The sequence below is a fragment of the Pseudomonas fluorescens genome (assembly GCF_030344995.1).
GTDB lineage: Bacteria > Pseudomonadota > Gammaproteobacteria > Pseudomonadales > Pseudomonadaceae > Aquipseudomonas > Aquipseudomonas fluorescens_BF.
Genome location: NZ_CP128260.1, coordinates 2,035,623 through 2,053,871, shown reverse-complemented (window position 1 = coordinate 2,053,871; position 18,249 = coordinate 2,035,623). Strand labels below are relative to the sequence as shown.

Sequence of the window (18,249 nt, the reverse complement as noted above, 5' to 3'; positions counted from 1 at the left end):
CGTTCCTCCCGGCCGGGATACTCGGCCGAGACATGGCTCAGCGTATTAATGCGGGCGACGGAGAATTGACGGCACTCTCGCGTCCCGGCGTCTTGACCGGGGTCGGTGCAGTTTGTGTGCCAGCACGCTTCAACGCGGCGTCCGGTGTTGCATTGGCGGTCCCGGTGCCGGTCAGGCTGCGGCGCACATCAAGATTGCGAGACACCACCAGTACCACGCGACGGTTCTTCGCCCGGCCTTCGGCGGTGGCGTTGTTGGCCACCGGCTGGAATTCGCCGTAACCCACCGAGGCCATGCGGCCCGGGTTGACGCCCTGCATCGCCAGCATGCGCACGATGCTCGCCGAGCGCGCCGAGGACAGTTCCCAGTTGGTCGGGTACTGCGCGGTGCGGATCGGTTGATCGTCGGTGAAGCCTTCGACGTGGATCGGGTTGTCGAACGGTTTGAGGATCGCCGCGACCTTGTCGATGATGTTGAACGCGATGTCGCTCGGCATCGCATCACCGCTGCCGAACAACAGGCTGGAGTTGAGTTCGATCTCGACCCACAGCTCGTTGCCGCGCACGGTCATCTGGTTCGAGGAAATCAGGTCGCCGAACGCGGCGCTGATGTCATCGGCGATGCTTTTCAGCGGATCGCTGGCTCCGGCAATGCCGGCGTCGACCTGTTCGGCGTCCTTGACCAGCGGCTTGGCCGGGGTCACGGTCTTCGGTCGTTCTTCACCGATCGGGATCGGCTTGAGCGAGCGGTCGGAGTCGGTGAAGACCCCGATCAGCGCTTCGGAGATGATCTTGTATTTGCCTTCGTTGATCGACGAGATGGAGTACATCACCACGAAAAAGGCAAAGAGCAAGGTAATGAAGTCGGCGTAGGAAACCAGCCAACGTTCATGGTTTACGTGCTCTTCATGCTGGCGACGACGTGCCATGAGGTTAGTCCCTTAATCCATGAAGCCCTGAAGCTTCAACTCGATGGAGCGTGGGTTTTCACCTTCAGCGATCGACAAGATCCCTTCCAACAACATTTCGCGATAACGCGACTGTCGCAACGCGATTGACTTGAGCTTGGCGGCCACCGGCAGCAACACCAGGTTGGCACTGGCCACACCGTAGATGGTGGCGACGAACGCGACCGCAATACCGTTGCCCAGTTGCGACGGATCGGCCAGGTTGCCCATCACGTGGATCAGGCCCATCACCGCACCGATGATGCCGATGGTCGGCGCGTAGCCGCCCATGCTTTCAAACACTTTGGCCGCTTCGACATCGCGAGCTTCCTGAGTGTAGAAATCCACTTCGAGGATGCTGCGGATCGCTTCTGGCTCCGCGCCGTCGACCAGCAGTTGCAGGCCCTTGCGCGAGTAGGCGTCAGGCTCGGCATCCGCCACGCCTTCCAGGCCCAGCAGGCCTTCCTTGCGGGCGGTGAGGCTCCAGTTGACAACGCGGTCGATGCCGCCGGCCAGGTCCACACGCGGCGGAAAAAAGATCCAGGCCAGAATCTGCATGGCGCGCTTGAACGCGCTCATCGGCGATTGCAGCAGCGCGGCACCGATGGTGCCACCGAGCACGATCAGCGCCGCCGGGCCGTTGGCCAGTGCGCCGAGGTGACCACCTTCCAGGTAGTTGCCGCCGATGATGGCGACGAACGCCATGATGATCCCGATAAGGCTTAGAACATCCATCAGACGCATGCCTCGACGATGTGCTTGCCGATATCGTCCAGGCTGTACACCGCGTCGGCGAGGTCAGCTTTGACGATGGCCATCGGCATGCCGTAGATCACGCAACTGGCTTCGTCCTGGGCCCAGACCGTGCTGCCGCCCTGCTTGAGCAGGCGTGCACCTTCGCGGCCGTCGGCGCCCATGCCGGTCAGTACGACCGCCAGAACTTTGTCGCTGTAGGATTTGGCTGCAGAACCGAAGGTGATGTCCACGCACGGCTTGTAGTTCAGACGCTCGTCGCCTGGCAGGATTTTCACCGCGCCACGGCCGTCGATCATCATCTGCTTGCCACCCGGTGCCAGCAGCGCCAGGCCCGGACGCAGGATGTCGCCATCCTCGGCTTCCTTGACACTGATGCGGCACAGCTTGTCCAGACGCTCGGCGAAAGCCTTGGTGAAGGCCGCCGGCATGTGCTGGATCAACACGATCGGCGCCGGGAAGCTGGCCGGCAACTGGGTCAGGACCCGTTGCAGCGCGACCGGGCCGCCGGTCGATGTACCAATGGCAACGAGCTTGTAGTTTTTGCGTTTCGGGGCCGGCGACGAAGCGCTGGCCGCTGGAGCGCGAGTCGGTGCAGGCGCGGGTGCCGGACGGGCCGGAGCGCTGTGGCTGCCAAAGCTCGACGGCGCCGCAGCCGGAGTCGGCGCAGGCGCAGGTGCAGCGGCAGGCGCCGGCGCACTGTAGGCACTGAAACGACGGTTGCTGCGTGAGATGCTGTGAACCTTCTCGCACAGCAGTTGCTTGACCTTCTCCGGATTGCGGGAGATGTCTTCGAAATTCTTCGGCAGGAAATCCACCGCGCCGGCATCCAGCGCATCCAGGGTGACCCGGGCGCCTTCGTGCGTCAGCGAGGAGAACATCAACACCGGGGTCGGGCAGCGCTGCATGATGTGCCGCACGGCCGTGATGCCATCCATCATCGGCATCTCGTAGTCCATGGTGATCACGTCCGGCTTGAGGGCCAGGGCCTGATCGATCGCCTCTTTACCGTTGGTTGCCGTGCCGACAACCTGGATGCTCGGATCCGCTGAAAGAATTTCCGAGACGCGGCGGCGGAAAAAACCCGAATCGTCCACCACCAGGACTTTGACTGCCATAAACACTCCATTAGGTGCGGCGGGACGTTGTCGCCCCGCCGCCCCGGATTCAAATACGCCGTGCGGCGTAACGCTTGAGCATGCTCGGAACATCGAGAATCAGTGCAATGCGGCCGTCACCGGTGATGGTGGCGCCGGACATGCCCGGAGTTCCCTGGAGCATCTTGCCCAATGGCTTGATGACCACTTCTTCCTGGCCGACCAGTTGATCGACGACGAAGCCGATCCGCTGGGTGCCCACCGAAAGGATCACCACATGGCCTTCGCGCTGCTCTTCGTGAGCGGCGGAGCTGACCAGCCAGCGCTTGAGGTAGAACAATGGCAGCGCCTTGTCCCGCACGATCACCACTTCCTGGCCGTCCACCACGTTGGTGGTCGACAGGTCGAGGTGGAAGATTTCGTTGACGTTCACCAGCGGGAACGCGAACGCCTGATTGCCGAGCATCACCATCAGGGTCGGCATGATCGCCAGCGTCAGCGGCACCTTGATGACGATCTTCGAGCCCTGGCCCTTGGTCGAGTAGATGTTGATCGAACCGTTGAGCTGGGAAATCTTGGTCTTCACCACGTCCATGCCGACACCGCGGCCGGACACGTCGGAGATCTCGGTCTTGGTCGAGAAACCCGGGGCGAAAATCAGGTTGTAGCACTCGGTGTCGCTCAGGCGATCGGCGGCATCCTTGTCCATCACACCGCGTTTCACGGCGATGGCGCGCAGGACGTTCGGGTCCATGCCTTTGCCGTCGTCGGAGATCGACAGCAGGATGTGGTCGCCTTCCTGCTCGGCCGCCAGGATCACCTTGCCGCCACGGGCCTTGCCCGAGGCTTCGCGTTCTTCCGGCGACTCGATGCCGTGGTCGACCGCGTTGCGCACCAAGTGGACCAGCGGGTCGGCCAGCGCCTCGACGAGGTTCTTGTCGAGGTCGGTCTCTTCGCCCACCAGTTCCAGGTTGATCTCTTTCTTGAGCTGGCGTGCCAGATCGCGAACCAGACGCGGGAAGCGGCCGAAGACTTTCTTGATCGGCTGCATCCGGGTCTTCATGACGGCGGTCTGCAGGTCGGCGGTAACCACGTCGAGGTTCGACACGGCCTTCTGCATCGACTCGTCGCCGCTGTTCAGGCCCAGGCGCACCAGACGGTTACGCACCAGCACCAGTTCGCCGACCATGTTCATGATTTCGTCGAGACGCGCGGTATCAACGCGAACGGTGGTCTCGGCTTCGCTCGCCGGTTTTTCCGGTGGCGGAGTCGCCGGAGCACGGGCCGGAGCCGGTGCGGCAGCGGCAGCCGGTTTGGCCGGTTCGGCTTTCGGCTCAGGCGCTTTTGCGGCAGGTTTTGCCGCAGCGGCCGGGGCCTTGGCGGCAGGCGCTGCAACCGCCGAAGCATTGCCGGCGGTCACGACGGCACCGGTGGCAACGTCAGTGAACTTGCCTTTGCCATGCAGATCGTCGAGCAGTGATTCGAACTCGTGATCGGTGATCAGATCGCTACCGGCCGCAGCGGCTGCCGGAGCAGTCGTCGCAGGCACCGAAGCAATCGCCGATTCCAGCGCATCAACGGCAAAGTTGCCCTTGCCGTGCAACTGATCGAGCAAGGCTTCGAATTCGTCGTCGGTGATGTCCGAGCTGTCGCCCGCCACCAGAGCAGCAGGTGCCGGAGCAGCCGGAGCTACGGCGTCGGCCGCGAACTGGCCTTTGCCATGCAACTGGTCGAGCAGCGACTCGAACTCGGCGTCGGTGATTTCATCGCTGGCCGCTTCAACGGAAGCAGGCGCAGCGGCAGCCGCCGGGGCTTCGGCTTCGGCCTTGACGGCGCTCAGCGAGTCCAGCAACTGTTCAAATTCGTTATCGGTGATGTCGCCCGAATCGCCGGTTTCGTTTTCAACGACCAGCTCTTCGATCATCTCGGCAACAGGCGAAACCGGGGCTTCGTCCGCCGATTGCGGTTCGGCCAGACGCGCCAGGGCGGCCAGCAGTTCCGGGGTGGCGGCGGTGATCGGGCTGCGATCGCGGACTTCGCTGAACATGCTGTTCACCGCGTCCAGCGCTTCGAGCACCACGTCCATCAGTTCTGCATCGACGCGTCGTTCACCCTTGCGCAGGATGTCGAACACGTTTTCGGCGATGTGACAGCACTCCACCAGCTCGTTGAGCTGAAGGAAGCCGGCGCCCCCTTTTACAGTGTGGAAACCGCGAAAAATTGCGTTGAGCAGATCTGCGTCATCCGGGCGGCTTTCCAGCTCGACCAGTTGTTCGGACAGTTGCTCAAGAATCTCGCCGGCCTCAACCAGGAAATCCTGAAGGATCTCTTCATCGGCGCCGAAGCTCATTAATGGGGTGCTCCTACAGGTCTAAAAACCCAAAAAAACTCAAAATCCAAGGCTGGATAGCAAATCGTCCACATCGTCCTGACCGGACACAACGTCTTCTCGTTTATCGGCATGAATCTGCGGACCTTCACCCTGCGAGAGATGTTTTTGTGGATCTTTTTCAGCAAGCATCGCCGCACGGTCATGTTCGATGCCCGCAAAGCGGTCCACCTGACTGGCCATGAGCACGAGCTTGAGCAGGTTGCTTTCGACTTCGGTGACCAATTGGGTCACGCGCTTGATCACCTGACCGGTGAGGTCCTGGTAATCCTGGGCGAGCAGAATGTCGTTCAGATTGCTCGACACCGCGCGGTTGTCCGCGCTGCTGCGTGCCAGAAAACCGTCGACCCGGCGCGCCAGTTCACGGAACTCTTCAGCCCCGACCTCACGGCGCATGAAGCGGCCCCAATCGGCGCTCAAGGCCTGGGCTTCGTCAGCCAGGCCATTGACCACAGGGGTCGCGCTTTCCACCAGATCCATGGTGCGGTTGGCGGCAGCTTCGGTCAGTTTGACCACGTAGCCCAGGCGCTCGGTAGCGTCGGTGATTTGCGACACTTCCTCAGCCTGCGGCATGTGCGGATCGATCTGGAAATTGACGATCGCACTGTGCAGTTCACGCGTGAGCTTGCCCACTTCCTGGTACAGGCCACGGTCACGGGTCTGATTGAGCTCATGGATCAGTTGCACAGCGTCGCCGAACCTGCCCTTTTCAAGGCTTTCGACCAGTTCGACCGCGTGTTTTTTCAGGGTCGACTCGAAGTCGCCCTGTGAAGATTCTTTATGCTCCATAGCTCCCCCGCGCGTTCATCAGCCGATGCGTTCGAAAATCTTCTCGATTTTTTCTTTCAACGCCTGGGCCGTGAAAGGTTTGACCACATAGCCGTTCACGCCGGCCTGGGCCGCTTCGATGATCTGCTCGCGCTTGGCTTCAGCGGTCACCATCAGCACCGGCAGGTGCTTGAGTTTTTCATCGGCGCGCACGTGGCGCAGCAGGTCGATACCGGTCATGCCGGGCATGTTCCAGTCGGTCACCAGAAAGTCGATGCTGCCGCTGTTGAGCACCGGAATGGCGGTGGTGCCATCGTCGGCTTCAACGGTGTTGGTGAACCCGAGATCACGCAACAGGTTCTTGATGATCCGCCGCATCGTTGAGAAGTCATCAACGATGAGGATTTTCATGTCTTTGTTCAATTCGACCTCCAAGCAGTCTTAAACGCGCCCAGCACCTGGACGCGCCATTTCAATCAATCCGGCAAAACACTCGATGACTGTCTGGAGCACAACAGAGCAAGACCGGTGCCGTTCACCACCGCACCAGCCTCGTTCGCAGTGTCCCCACACTGCCTTCAGCGCGCTCGCCACTCCCCCAAACGCCCCCGCAAGCGGGCCGCGCACTGGCTGTGTAACTGGCTGACCCGCGATTCACTGACGCCAAGGACTTCACCGATCTCCTTGAGGTTCAGCTCTTCGTCGTAGTACAGCGCCAACACCAGTCGCTCACGCTCCGGCAAATTGGCAATCGCGTCCGCCAGCGCGGCCTGGAAACGTTCGTCTTCCAGATCGCGCGACGGCTCCAGATGAGCACTGGCGCCATCCTCGTGCAGCCCTTCGTGTTCGCCGTCCTGCAACAGGTCGTCGAAACTGAACAGCCGGCTGCCCAGGGTGTCGTTCAAAATCCCGTAGTAATCGTCGAGACTCAATTGGAGTTCGGCCGCAACTTCGTGATCTTTAGCGTCACGGCCGGTTTTAGCTTCAATTGCACGAATTGCGTCGCTGACCATACGGGTATTGCGGTGAACCGAGCGTGGTGCCCAATCCCCCTTACGGACTTCATCGAGCATCGCACCGCGGATCCGGATGCCCGCGTATGTTTCAAAACTGGCGCCTTTGCTCGCGTCGTATTTGGTCGAGACTTCGAGCAGGCCGATCATCCCGGCCTGGATCAGGTCTTCAACCTGCACACTGGCCGGCAATCGCGCCAGCAAGTGGTAGGCGATGCGCTTGACCAGTGGCGCGTAACGCTCGATCAGCTCGTACTGCGCGTCACGCGCCGACTTCTTGTAAAAGTTCATACCGCTGGCGGTCATAGCACAGGTCCTGCCGTTTGCTGCACGAGGCGCTCGACGAAAAATTCGAGGTGGCCGCGCGGGTTGGCGGGCAGCGGCCAGGTGTCGACCTTCTGTGCGATCGCCTTGAACGCCAGTGCGCACTTGGAACGCGGGAAGGCTTCATAGACCGCACGCTGCTTCTGCACCGCTTTGCGCACGCTTTCGTCGTAGGGCACCGCGCCGACGTATTGTAGGGCGACGTCGAGGAAGCGATCCGTGACCTTGGTCAACTTGGCGAACAGATTGCGACCTTCCTGCGGGCTCTGGGCCATGTTGGCCAGGACGCGGAAGCGGTTCATGCCGTAATCGCGGTTGAGCAGTTTGATCAGCGCGTAGGCGTCGGTGATCGAGGTCGGCTCGTCGCAGACCACCAGCAACACTTCCTGGGCTGCGCGCACGAAACTGACTACCGAGTCACCAATACCCGCAGCGGTGTCGATCACCAGCACGTCGAGGTTGTCGCCGATGTCGCTGAACGCCTGAATCAGGCCGGCATGCTGGGCCGGGCTCAGGTGAACCATGCTCTGGGTGCCGGAAGCGGCCGGCACGATGCGGATCCCGCCGGGGCCTTGCAACAGCACGTCGCGCAGCTCGCAGCGGCCTTCGATCACGTCGGCCAGGGTGCGTTTGGGTGTGAGGCCCAGCAGAACGTCGACGTTCGCCAGCCCCAGGTCAGCGTCCAGCAGCATGACCCGACGGCCAAGCTCTGCCAGCGCCAGGGACAAGTTCACTGACACATTAGTCTTGCCGACGCCACCTTTGCCGCCGGTCACCGCGATCACCTGTACGGGATGCATGCTGCCCATGTTATTTCTTTACCTTGTCTTGCATAGACGGAGGCCACATTACTGGCTGCGCGTTCACAACCGGAACAATGCATGGCAGACCATCGATGTAGGTACAAAAACGGTTCATTACCTCAGCCAACCTGCTTGGTCGGACTGTGGTAGATATCAGCGAACATGTCAGCCATGGCTTCTTCGCTGGGTTCTTCCTGCATTTGCACACTGACGGCGCGGCTGACCAGTTGATGACGGCGCGGCAGATGCAGATCATCCGGAATACGCGGCCCATCGGTCAGGTAGGCGACCGGCAGTTCGTGACTGATCGCCAGGCTCAGCACTTCGCCAAGGCTGGCCGTCTCATCCAGTTTAGTCAGGATGCACCCGGCCAGCCCGCAACGCTTGTAACTGTGATAAGCGGCGGTTAGAACCTGTTTCTGGCTGGTGGTTGCCAGCACCAGATAATTTTTCGACCGAATGCCACGACCGGCCAGACTTTCCAGCTGCATGCGCAGTGCCGGATCGCTGGCTTGCAGGCCGGCGGTATCGATCAGCACCACGCGTTTGCGCAACAGTGGATCCAGCGCCTGCACCAGGGACTGGCCCGGATCGACGTGGGTCACCGACACATTGAGGATGCGGCCCAGCGTCTTGAGCTGCTCCTGCGCGCCGATGCGGAAACTGTCCATGCTCACCAGCGCGATGTTCTGCGCGCCGTACTTGAGCACGTAACGGGCGGCCAGTTTGGCCAGGGTGGTGGTCTTGCCCATGCCGGCAGGACCGACCATGGCAATCACCCCACCCTCTTCCAGCGGCTCGACTTCCGGTACGGAAATCATCCGCGCCAGGTGCGCCAGCAGCATGCGCCAGGCCTGACGAGGCTCGTCGATCTCGGTGATCATCGACAGCAGATCACGGGACAGCGGGCCGGACAAACCGATGCGTTGCAGACGGCGGTACAGATTGGCCTGGGCCGGACGGCTGCCTTGCAGCTGGTTCCACGCCAGGGTGCCGAGTTGCACTTCCATCAGTTCGCGCAGGCTGTTGAGTTCGAAACGCATCGAGTCCAGCGCACGCGGGTCAACACCCGCAGCAGCCGGTGCAGGCGCCGGTACCGGACGGGCCGGAGCTTCGTAGGTCGGTTCGGTCAGCGGCTCGGCAGCGGTCAGCGGCAGGCCGGCCGTCAACGGCAGCCCGGCGAACAGCTGGCGATTGGTGTTGCCGTCGGCTTCGCCACGCAGGCTCAGTTCGGCCTGGGCAGTGACGATGCGCGACTGGGTCTTGCGCAGCTCATCCTCGAGCTCCATGTTCGGAACACGCGGGGCCAGCGCCGACAGTTTGTAATCGAGCGCCGCCGTCAGCTCGACGCCGCCGGCGATGCGGCGGTTGCCAATGATGGCGGCATCAGCGCCCAGCTCATCACGAACCAGCTTCATGGCCTGACGCATATCGGCGGCGAAAAAACGCTTAACTTGCATAAACCACTACCTCAGCCGTTGGGCCCTACTGTCGCAACGATGGTCACTTGCTTGTTGTCCGGAATTTCCTGGTAGGCCAGCACATGCAGTCCGGGAACTGCCAGGCGACCAAAGCGCGAGAGCATCGCGCGAACCGGGCCTGCTACCAACAGGATCACCGGCTGACCTTGCATTTCCTGGCGCTGCGCCGCTTCGATCAGCGAACGCTGCAGCTTCTCGGCCATGCTCGGCTCCAGCAGAACGCCCTCTTCCGAGCCTTGTCCTGCCTTCTGCAGACTATTGAGCAATATTTGTTCCAACCTTGGCTCCAGCGTGATAACTGGCAGCTCCGACTCAGTCCCTACAATGCTTTGGACGATGGCGCGAGATACGCCGACCCGCACAGCGGCCACCAAAGCGGCGGTATCTTGACTCTTGGCGGCATTGTTGGCGATGGCTTCGGCAATGCTGCGGATATCGCGCACCGGCACGTGTTCGGCCAGCAACGCCTGCAATACTTTGAGCAGCTGCGACAGCGTGACCACGCCCGGCACCAGCTCTTCAGCCAGTTTTGGCGAGCTTTTGGCCAGCAACTGCATCAATTGCTGCACTTCCTCGTGGCCGATCAGCTCGCTGGAGTGCTTGTACAAAATCTGGTTCAAGTGGGTCGCAACCACGGTGCTGGCATCGACCACGGTGTAACCGAGCGATTGCGCCTGGGCGCGCTGGCTGACTTCGATCCACACCGCCTCCAGGCCGAAAGCCGGATCTTTGGCGGTAATGCCGTTGAGCGAGCCGTAGACCTGCCCCGGGTTGATCGCCAGCTCGCGATCCGGGTAGATCTCGGCTTCGGCCAGGATCACGCCCATCAGGGTCAGGCGGTAGGCGCTCGGTGCCAGATCGAGGTTGTCGCGGATGTGCACGGTCGGCATCAGAAAGCCCAGATCCTGCGAGAGCTTCTTGCGCACGCCCTTGATCCGCGCCAGCAATTGCCCGCCCTGGTTGCGGTCCACCAGCGGAATCAGGCGGTAGCCGACTTCCAGGCCGATCATGTCGATCGGGGTCACGTCGTCCCAGCCCAGCTCCTTGGTTTCCATGGCGCGGGCCGGCGACGGCAGCAGTTCCTGCTGACGCTTGACCTCTTCCAGCGCGACGACCTTGGCCACGTTCTGCTTCTTCCAGAACAGGTAAGCGCCACCGGCAGCCAGTGCCGCCATGCTCAGGAACGAGAAGTGCGGCATGCCCGGCACCAGGCCCATGACCGCCATCAGGCCGGCAGCCACCGCCAGCGCTTTGGGCGAGGCGAACATCTGGCGATTGATCTGCTTGCCCATGTCTTCCGAGCCGGAAGCACGGGTCACCATGATCGCCGCCGCTGTAGATAACAACAGTGATGGCAATTGCGCCACTAAACCGTCACCGATGGTCAGCAGGGCGTAAACCTTGCCCGCGTCGGCGAAGCTCATGTTGTGCTGGAAGATACCGACGGCCATGCCGCCGATCAGGTTGATGAACAGAATCAGCAAACCGGCGATGGCGTCACCGCGCACGAACTTGCTGGCACCGTCCATCGAACCGTAGAACTCTGCCTCTTGGGCGACTTCCTGACGGCGGGCCTTGGCCTGGGCCTGGTCGATCAGGCCGGCGTTGAGGTCGGCGTCGATTGCCATTTGTTTGCCGGGCATCGCATCGAGGGTGAAACGCGCGCTCACCTCGGAGATCCGGCCGGCACCTTTGGTTACCACGACGAAGTTGATGATCATCAGGATCGCGAAAACCACGATACCGACCACGTAGTTACCGCCGATCACCACCTCACCGAAGGCCTGGATCACCTTACCGGCAGCGGCGTGGCCGTCCTGACCGTGGAGCATCACCACCCGCGTCGACGCCACGTTCAGCGCCAGTCGCAACAGCGTCGCCACCAGCAGGATCGTCGGAAACACCGCGAAATCCAGCGGCCGCAGGGCGTAAACGCAGACCAGCAGCACGACGATCGACAGGGCAATGTTGAAGGTGAAGAACACGTCGAGCAGGAACGGCGGCACCGGCAACATCATCATCGCCAGCATGACCAGCAGCAACAGCGGCACACCCAGATTGCCCCGACTGAGGTCGGCAATGTTCGAGCGAGCACTGTTGATTAACTGAGAGCGATCCACCGGTTTTCCCCGTTCCTTTAAAGCAAACTTTTGACGCCCAGAGCGGACGCACGGCGGCTACTGCAAGAAGCCTTCCAACTTTTGCCGATGATTGAAACAGAGGGGTTGGGGTGTGGTTTTTCTGCTGGGCGGGATGTCGCTTTCGCGAGCAGGCTCGCTCCCACAGGGGAACGCATTCCAAATGTGGGAGCGAGCCTGCTCGCGAAGAGGCCCGAGAAATCAGCACAAAATGGATTTTAAACTCGGGTGTTTAAAGGACACCTTCAGACACGCCTTACAGGCTACGAATCCTTGCGCCGTTGCCTACAGCTACGCCAGAATCCGCCGGCTTGTGCGCTTTGGGGCCGGATTCTATTGTGGCTCGGTCGCTGACGAATCAGCGATCGGGTTTAGCGACTCGGACTATCTCAGTGCATCAGCGTTCATGGCTTCGTTGTGGGACTCTTCGTCCGCAATATCGTTATGGCGGCTGTATGCGGGAGACCTTTGGGTCTGCCGGGGTGCCTGAGACCGGTTCGCTAACCTGCGTACAGCTGCCACCTTTACTTGTTTAGCGACAGGGAAAGAGTGGCTCCATAACTCAGGAGCTTCACCATGATCAAACTCACACCCAACCCACCCGAAACCGACCCCGCCTCGCCCTACGAATCCGCCGATTCCAGAAAACTTCACGAAGCCGCCGACCGCGCCCTCGATCACTATCTCTGCCCGCCCGGCTCTACGCCACCACCGCGCAAGACCCGCAGAATGTACGCCGTCACCGCGGACTTCAAAAACGAAGAGCTGCTGGTCGATGCCTGCGAAACCCTGGCTTCCGCCAGAACCATCGTCAATGACTTCAGCCATCTCATGCCCGCCTCGCAGCGCAGGACGCTGGTGGGGATTGCGCAACTGATCATGCTTGGGGAACTGGCCGTGAATCGGGTGCTGGATAATCTGGAAATACCGCCGTCGCCGAACCCTGTGTAAAGGCTTGAGTGGTGTGTCGTGATTGCTGACGCCTTCGCGGGCAAGCCCGCTCCCACAGTGATTTGTGGTGTGATTATATTTCCCGAGCGACGCTAAACCTGTGGGAGCGGCGGTGCGACGATTCGACTTGCCCGCGAAGGCGGCCTCACAGACAACACAGGTCATCGGGCATGAAAAAACCGCCACCGGACTCAACCGGATGGCGGTTTTTTTGTTTCATCACAATCAGGAATCACGCCGCAAATCCGGCGGGATCGGCAGGTCGTCCTTGAGCGGCTCCGGGAACTTGCCCTTGCCCGCAGCAAAGGGAACGTGTCGCTTTGAGACTCCGCCGGCTCAGTCAGATCAGCCAGATAATGTCTAATAGCGAAGGTACGTCGCTTCCGGCGGGTTCGTATCCGTCAGATCGAACTCAACAGGACTTCCCACTGAAATATTGGTTTTTCCCGCATGGGCTGGCGGGACAGTGAATTCGTAAGAGTCTCCTGCCAGTAAATGCCCAGCCATTGCGCCAAAAGAAGCACCCTGCTCCACCGACTCCGCCATTACAGCGATCGTGCCCTTGCCGGTTTTTTCGTCATAGCTACTGAAGATACCTTTCATTGCCCTTCTCCGTGCATTGATTGGATGCGCACGCACAATGCGCGACACCCTCCGATCAAACTGCAAAACCAGAAAAAGCACACCTGTAAGAGTTGACAGGTAACGGGAGCCTTCAGACGAGCGGCAGCGGAAAAGCGGACGTATTTATTTGCCAATGATTGAAACAGAGGGATTGAGCTTGATTTTTCTGCTGACCGGGATCCCGCCTACCCGCGAAGGGCCCGAGAACTCAGCACAAAATGCCTTTTAAACTCGGGTGTTTAAAGGACACCTTCAGACACGCCTTACAGGCTACGAATCCTTGCGCCGTTGCCTACAGCTACGCCAGAATCCGCCGGCTTGTGCGCTTTGGGGTCGGGTTCTATTGTGGATCGGTCGCTGACGAATCAGCGATCGGGTTTAGCGACTCGGCTCAATTTAAAGGTGCACCAGCGTTCCAGGCTTCGTTGTGGATCTGTTTGTCTGCAATTTCGTTATGGTGGCTGTATGCGGGAGACCCTCGTGGTCTACCCGGGTGCCTTTGACCGGTTCGCTAACCCGCGTACAGCCGCCACCCTTCCTGTTTAGCGACTGGATTTGGCGGCTCCCCCCCAAAGGAGCTTCACCATGATCAAACCAACACCCAACCCACCCGAAACCGACCCCACCTCACCCTACGAATCCGCCGACTCCAGAAAGCTTCACGAAGCCGCCGACCGCGCCCTGGATCACTATCTCTGCCCGCCCGGCTCTACGCCACCACCGCGCAAGACCCGCAGAATGTACGCCGTCACCGCGGACTTCAAAAACGAAGAGCTGCTGGCCGATGCCTGCGAAACCCTGGCCTCAGCCAGAACCATCGTCAATGACTTCACCCATCTCATGCCTGCCTCGCAGCGCAGGACGCTGGTGGGTATTGCGCAACTGATCATGCTCGGGGAACTGGCAGTGAATCGGGTGCTGGATAATCTGGAAATACCGCCGTCGCAGACTTCCGCGTGAAGGCTTGAGAAATGTGTGGTGGCCTCACAGACAACAACAGGTCATCGGGCATAAAAAAAGCCGCCATCAGGTTCAACCGGATGGCGGTTTTTTTTGCTTCATCAGGAATCGCGCCGCAGATCCGGCGGGATCGGCAGGTCGTCCTTGAGCGGTTCCGGGAACTTGCCCTTGCCCGCGCGGTGCTGGCGGATCTGGTAGACGTAAGCCAATACCTGAGCGACAGCCAGGTACAGGCCGCCGGGGATTTCTTCTTCCAGCTCCGTGGAGTAATAGATCGAACGCGCCAGCGCTGGCGACTCGAGGAGCATGACGTTGTTGGCCACGGCGATCTCGCGGATCTTCAGCGCCAGGAAATCGCTGCCCTTGGCCAGCAGCATCGGCGCCCCGCCCTTCTCGGCGTCGTACTTGAGCGCCACGGCGTAGTGGGTCGGGTTGGTGATGACCACGTCGGCATCCGGGATCGCCGCCATCATCCGCCGCTGCGACATCTCGCGCTGAACCTGACGAATCCGTTGCTTGACCTCCGGCCGACCTTCCTGGTCCTTGTGCTCGTCGCGCACTTCCTGCTTGGTCATCTTGAGCTTCTTGATGCTCTCCCAGATCTGCACGGGAACGTCGACAGCGGCGATGATGATCAACCCGCAGGCCAGCCACAGCGAGCTCCAGCCCACCAGTTGCAAGCTGTGAATGATCGCCCGGTCCAGCGGCTCATGGGCGATGCGCAGCAGGTCGTCGATGTCCGAATTGAGTACCACCAGCGCCACACCCAACGTGATGAGAAACTTGGCCAGCGCCTTGAGCAGCTCGATCACGGCCTTCATCGAGAACATCCGCTTGAGGCCCGCCGCCGGGTTCATCCGACTGAACTTGGGTGCCAGCGAACCGGCGGCGAACAACCAGCCGCCCAGCGCGATCGGCCCGAGGAAAGCCGCCAGCAACAGGGTGATCATGATCGGCTGAATCGCCAGCAATGCCTGCAATCCGGAACTCATCAGGAACGTCGCCATGGAGCGCTCGTCCATGATCACTTCCCGCGACAGCGTGAAGTTCTGGCGCATCAGGTCCATCAATTCCTGCGCCAGCATCCCGCCAAAAATCAGCAGCGCGGCAGAGCCGGCGAGCATGATCGCCAGGGTGTTGAGCTCCTTGGAGCGCGCAATCTCACCCTTTTCCCGGGAGTCCTTTTTGCGCTTCTCCGTGGGGTCTTCTGTTTTGTCCTGACCGCTTTCGCTCTCAGCCATGACTCAGCGCGCCTTTGCCAGTTCGCGTAAAAACTGCAAGGCCTCGGTGGCCAGCGGTTGATACTGATTGAGAATGTCCGCCAGCCCGACCCAGACGATGAACAGGCCGAGTACGAGGGTCAGCGGGAAGCCGATGGAAAAAATGTTCAGCTGCGGCGCAGCGCGGGTCATCACGCCAAAGGCGATGTTGACCACCAGCAGCGCGGTGACCGCCGGCAACACCAGCAACAACGCGGCGCCCAGCACCCAGCCGAGTTTGCCGGCCAGTTCCCAGTAATGCGTGGTCATCAGCCCGCCGCCGACCGGCAGCGTGGTGAAGCTTTCGGTGAGCACTTCGAAGACCACCAGGTGCCCGTTCATCGACAGGAACAGCAGGGTCACCAGCATCGTGAAGAACTGCCCGATCACCGCCACCGACACGCCGTTGGTAGGGTCGATCATCGACGCGAAGCCCATACCCATCTGGATCGCGACGATCTGCCCCGCCACCACGAAGGCCTGAAAGAACAGTTGCAGAGAGAAGCCCAGCACCGCACCCACCAGAATCTGCTCGGCAATCAGCAGCAGGCCGCTGAGGTCCAGCGGGCTGACCGCCGGCATCGGCGGCAAGTTGGGCGTGATCACCACGGTGATCGCGAAGGCGAAGTACAGACGGATCCGCCGGGGCACCAGCGTGGTTCCGAAGACCGGCATCACCATCAACATCGAGGCGACGCGAAACATCGGCAGCATGAACGACGCCACCCAGGTGCTGATCTGGGTATCGGTCAGCTGAAGCAACGATTGCATGGCTTAGCCGATGACCATCGGAATGTTTTTGTACAACTGCGTGATGTATTCCATGAACGTCTGCACCAGCCACGGGCCGGCGACGATCAGCGTTACCAGCATCACCAGCAGACGCGGCAAAAAGCTCAGGGTCTGTTCGTTGATCTGGGTCGCGGCCTGAAACATCGACACCAGCAGGCCCACCAACAGACTCGGGACCACCAGGATCGCCACCATCATGGTGGTCAGCCACAGGGCTTCGCGAAAGATGTCGACCGCTACTTCTGGCGTCATGGCGATACACCTCCGAAACTGCTGGCCAGGGTGCCGATGATCAGCGCCCAGCCATCCACCAGCACGAAAAGCATGATTTTGAACGGCAGGGAAATGATCAGCGGCGACAGCATCATCATACCCATCGCCATCAGCACGCTCGCGACCACCAGGTCGATGATCAGGAACGGGATGAAGATCATGAAGCCGATCTGGAACGCGGTCTTCAGTTCAGACGTCACGAACGCCGGCACCAGAATCGTCAGCGGCGCAGCATCCGGAGTGGCGATGTCGGTGCGCTTGGACAGGCGCATGAACAGCTCCAGATCGCTGGAGCGGGTCTGGGCGAGCATGAAGTCCTTGATCGGCACCTGAGCCTTTTCCACTGCCTGCTGAGCGGTCAGTTTTTCCGCGAGGTACGGCTGCAAGGCATCGTTGTTCACGCGATCGAACACCGGCGCCATGATGAACAGCGTCAGGAACAGCGCCATGCCGGTGAGGATCTGGTTCGACGGCGTCTGCTGCAGGCCAAGGGCCTGACGCAGGATCGAGAAGACGATGATGATCCGGGTGAAACTGGTCATCAGGATGACGGCGGCCGGAATGAAGCTCAGCGCCGTCATGATCAGCAGGATCTGCAGGCTGACCGAATACTCCTGCGCGCCCTCGGCGTTGGTGCCCAGAGTGATCGCCGGGATCGACAACGGATCGGCGGCGAAGGCCAGCGGCGCGGCCAACATCAAGGCCAGGGTCAAGACGATGCGCGACGCGCCCATTACTTCTTATCCTTCTGATCCTTGCCGAGGATCTTCAACAGATGCTGGGCAAATTCCGGAGTCGCTTTATCGGCGGTGCTCGGCACCTCGACCGGCTCTTTGAGCACGTGCAACGCAGTGATGGTTCCGGGGCTGAGACCGAGCAGAATCTGCTCGTTGCCGACCTGCACCAGCATCAGACGGTCACGCGGCCCGAGCGCGCGGGAACCGACCAACTCGATCACCTGGCCCTTGCCGGCTGGACCTGCCTGCTGCACGCGGCGCAACAGCCAGGCGAGGAAGAAGATCAACCCCAGCACCAGCAACAGGCCCAGCACCAGTTGCGTCAGTTGACCCGCCACGCCGCTGTTGACGGCCGGCGCAGCAGCCGCTGCCGTGGTCGCCACCGGCTCGGCCGCCAGCACGCTGAACGGCAACGCCAGTGCCAGACCGAACAAAGCCCCCAGAACCTTTTTCACTCAGCGCAGCTTCTTGATGCGTTCGCTCGGGCTGATCACGTCAGTCAGACGGATGCCGAACTTTTCGTTGACCACAACCACTTCACCGTGAGCGATCAGGGTGCCGTTGACCAGCACGTCCAGCGGCTCGCCGGCCAGACGATCGAGCTCGATCACCGAACCCTGGTTGAGTTGCAGCAGGTTGCGGATGTTGATGTCGGTGCTGCCCACTTCCATCGAGATCGACACCGGAATGTCGAGAATCACATCCAGATTCGGGCCATCCAGCGACACCGGATCGTTGTTCTTCGGCACGCTGCCGAACTCTTCCATCGGCAGACGGTTGGAGCTCGAAGCACCTGCATCGGCGGCCAGCAGCGCGTCGATGTCGGCCTGCCCGGCTTCACCGGTTTCTTCCAGGGCGGCAGCCCATTCATCGGCCAGTGCCTGATCGTCCTGGGTGTTCATATCGTCGTTCATCATTTGTCCTCGGCGGGCAAAAAACCG

At 60.9% G+C, this 18,249-nt stretch carries 19 protein-coding genes and 1 pseudogene; 2 read left to right on the top strand and 18 right to left on the bottom strand.

All coding sequences use genetic code 11. The features are described 5' to 3' along the window. Window positions 1-37: 37 nt before the first annotated feature. The 10 genes from motD to flhA all read right to left on the bottom strand — a co-directional run bounded on the left by motD (window position 38) and on the right by flhA (window position 11,694). A complete protein-coding gene (motD, locus tag QR290_RS09325; RefSeq protein ID WP_115077014.1) occupies window positions 38-928 on the bottom strand; it encodes a flagellar motor protein MotD in 891 nt (296 codons plus the stop codon). A 12-nt stretch (window positions 929-940) separates the two neighbouring features. Next, the gene (locus QR290_RS09320) at window positions 941-1,681 is read right to left on the bottom strand and encodes a flagellar motor protein (protein ID WP_064384022.1); all 741 of its coding nucleotides are present in this window, start codon (window positions 1,679-1,681) and stop codon (window positions 941-943) included. Beyond that, on the bottom strand, window positions 1,681-2,817 hold the full coding sequence (locus QR290_RS09315) for a protein-glutamate methylesterase/protein-glutamine glutaminase (RefSeq protein WP_085605808.1): 1,137 nt from the start codon (window positions 2,815-2,817) through the stop codon (window positions 1,681-1,683). Before QR290_RS09315 ends, QR290_RS09320 begins: the two co-directional genes overlap by 1 nt. A 49-nt stretch (window positions 2,818-2,866) precedes the next feature. Further along, window positions 2,867-5,146, bottom strand: coding sequence for a chemotaxis protein CheA (locus QR290_RS09310; RefSeq protein WP_289204767.1), 2,280 nt, complete (start codon window positions 5,144-5,146; stop codon window positions 2,867-2,869). Between the two features lie 39 nt (window positions 5,147-5,185). After that, complete coding sequence (locus tag QR290_RS09305; RefSeq protein ID WP_007951961.1) at window positions 5,186-5,974, bottom strand: protein phosphatase CheZ; 789 nt, start codon at window positions 5,972-5,974, stop codon at window positions 5,186-5,188. Window positions 5,975-5,992: 18 nt separating this feature from the next. Further along, window positions 5,993-6,364, bottom strand: a complete 372-nt coding sequence (locus QR290_RS09300) for a chemotaxis response regulator CheY (protein WP_003183998.1) — start codon at window positions 6,362-6,364, stop codon at window positions 5,993-5,995. A 167-nt stretch (window positions 6,365-6,531) separates the two neighbouring features. Beyond that, window positions 6,532-7,272 (bottom strand): RNA polymerase sigma factor FliA, encoded by a 741-nt coding sequence (gene fliA, locus QR290_RS09295; RefSeq protein ID WP_115077011.1) that lies wholly within the window; start codon window positions 7,270-7,272, stop codon window positions 6,532-6,534. After that, window positions 7,269-8,099, bottom strand: coding sequence for a flagellar synthesis regulator FleN (gene fleN, locus QR290_RS09290; protein WP_003222917.1), 831 nt, complete (start codon window positions 8,097-8,099; stop codon window positions 7,269-7,271). Before fleN ends, fliA begins: the two co-directional genes overlap by 4 nt. 113 nt (window positions 8,100-8,212) lie before the next feature. Next, window positions 8,213-9,553 carry a flagellar biosynthesis protein FlhF gene (gene flhF / locus QR290_RS09285; protein ID WP_115077010.1) on the bottom strand — a complete coding sequence of 447 codons (1,341 nt, stop codon included), beginning with the start codon at window positions 9,551-9,553 and terminating at the stop codon, window positions 8,213-8,215. Between the two features lie 11 nt (window positions 9,554-9,564). Next, a complete protein-coding gene (gene flhA, locus QR290_RS09280) occupies window positions 9,565-11,694 on the bottom strand; it encodes a flagellar biosynthesis protein FlhA (protein ID WP_115077009.1) in 2,130 nt (709 codons plus the stop codon). Between the two features lie 594 nt (window positions 11,695-12,288). On the opposite strand from flhA, the gene QR290_RS09275 reads away from it, so the two are divergent. Continuing rightward, window positions 12,289-12,663, top strand: a complete 375-nt coding sequence (locus QR290_RS09275; protein WP_289204766.1) for a DUF6124 family protein — start codon at window positions 12,289-12,291, stop codon at window positions 12,661-12,663. Between the two features lie 225 nt (window positions 12,664-12,888). On the opposite strand, the pseudogene QR290_RS09270 reads toward QR290_RS09275, so the two are convergent. Then, window positions 12,889-12,969: pseudogene (locus QR290_RS09270) on the bottom strand (hypothetical protein); the annotation flags it as partial. 54 nt (window positions 12,970-13,023) lie between these two features. After that, entirely contained in the window at window positions 13,024-13,266 is a 243-nt protein-coding gene (locus tag QR290_RS09265) for a hypothetical protein (RefSeq protein ID WP_289204765.1), read from the bottom strand. Between the two features lie 606 nt (window positions 13,267-13,872). Here QR290_RS09265 and QR290_RS09260 point away from each other — a divergent pair. Next, the gene (locus tag QR290_RS09260; RefSeq protein ID WP_289204764.1) at window positions 13,873-14,247 is read left to right on the top strand and encodes a DUF6124 family protein; all 375 of its coding nucleotides are present in this window, start codon (window positions 13,873-13,875) and stop codon (window positions 14,245-14,247) included. A gap of 101 nt (window positions 14,248-14,348) precedes the next feature. Here the strand turns inward: QR290_RS09260 and flhB are convergent, their stop codons facing one another. Genes flhB through fliN form a run of 6 tightly spaced genes read right to left on the bottom strand, consistent with a single transcriptional unit; the run spans window position 14,349 to window position 18,222 of the window. Next, complete coding sequence (gene flhB / locus QR290_RS09255; protein ID WP_289204763.1) at window positions 14,349-15,488, bottom strand: flagellar biosynthesis protein FlhB; 1,140 nt, start codon at window positions 15,486-15,488, stop codon at window positions 14,349-14,351. A 3-nt stretch (window positions 15,489-15,491) separates the two neighbouring features. Continuing rightward, on the bottom strand, window positions 15,492-16,277 hold the full coding sequence (gene fliR / locus QR290_RS09250; protein ID WP_102717471.1) for a flagellar biosynthetic protein FliR: 786 nt from the start codon (window positions 16,275-16,277) through the stop codon (window positions 15,492-15,494). 3 nt (window positions 16,278-16,280) lie between these two features. Beyond that, a complete protein-coding gene (gene fliQ / locus QR290_RS09245) occupies window positions 16,281-16,550 on the bottom strand; it encodes a flagellar biosynthesis protein FliQ (RefSeq protein ID WP_007951951.1) in 270 nt (89 codons plus the stop codon). Continuing rightward, window positions 16,547-17,305 (bottom strand): flagellar type III secretion system pore protein FliP, encoded by a 759-nt coding sequence (gene fliP, locus QR290_RS09240; RefSeq protein ID WP_289204762.1) that lies wholly within the window; start codon window positions 17,303-17,305, stop codon window positions 16,547-16,549. The genes fliQ and fliP overlap by 4 nt, the downstream gene beginning before the upstream one ends. Then, window positions 17,305-17,763 carry a flagellar biosynthetic protein FliO gene (gene fliO, locus QR290_RS09235; RefSeq protein ID WP_289204761.1) on the bottom strand — a complete coding sequence of 153 codons (459 nt, stop codon included), beginning with the start codon at window positions 17,761-17,763 and terminating at the stop codon, window positions 17,305-17,307. The genes fliP and fliO overlap by 1 nt, the downstream gene beginning before the upstream one ends. Further along, entirely contained in the window at window positions 17,764-18,222 is a 459-nt protein-coding gene (gene fliN / locus QR290_RS09230; protein WP_435875083.1) for a flagellar motor switch protein FliN, read from the bottom strand. Window positions 18,223-18,249 lie beyond the last annotated feature (27 nt).